Source organism: Klebsiella sp. MS 92-3, from assembly GCF_000195655.1.
Taxonomy (GTDB): domain Bacteria; phylum Pseudomonadota; class Gammaproteobacteria; order Enterobacterales; family Enterobacteriaceae; genus Klebsiella; species Klebsiella pneumoniae.
This window is the reverse complement of the sequence record NZ_GL882816.1, coordinates 13,862-14,127: the sequence shown is the minus strand read 5'-3', so window position 1 is coordinate 14,127 and position 266 is coordinate 13,862. Positions and strand designations below refer to the sequence as shown.

The 266-nt window shown below is 61.7% G+C and carries 1 protein-coding gene; it reads left to right on the top strand.

The window, feature by feature from the left end:
* Positions 1–266, top strand: a 266-nt coding sequence (locus tag HMPREF9538_RS30100) for an ATP-binding cassette domain-containing protein (protein ID WP_009485303.1), incomplete at both ends; no start/stop codon positions are given.

Here is a 266-nt window from a genome sequence, read left to right as displayed (position 1 = left end):
ACTCTCCCACTCCGCGGCTCCGGCCGCGGATTTTTCACGTCTGCAGCGCGCCAGCATTACGTTCCGTGATGTGGCCAAGCGCTACGGCGATCATCAGGTACTTAACGCCATCAACCTACAGGTCGAGCCCGGCGAAGTAGTGGCGATCCTCGGCCCTTCCGGATCGGGAAAATCGACGCTGATCCGCTTGATCAACCAGCTCGAATCCTTAAGCGGCGGCGAGATCCTGATCGACGGCAAACCGACCAGCCGGCTGAGCGGCAGCG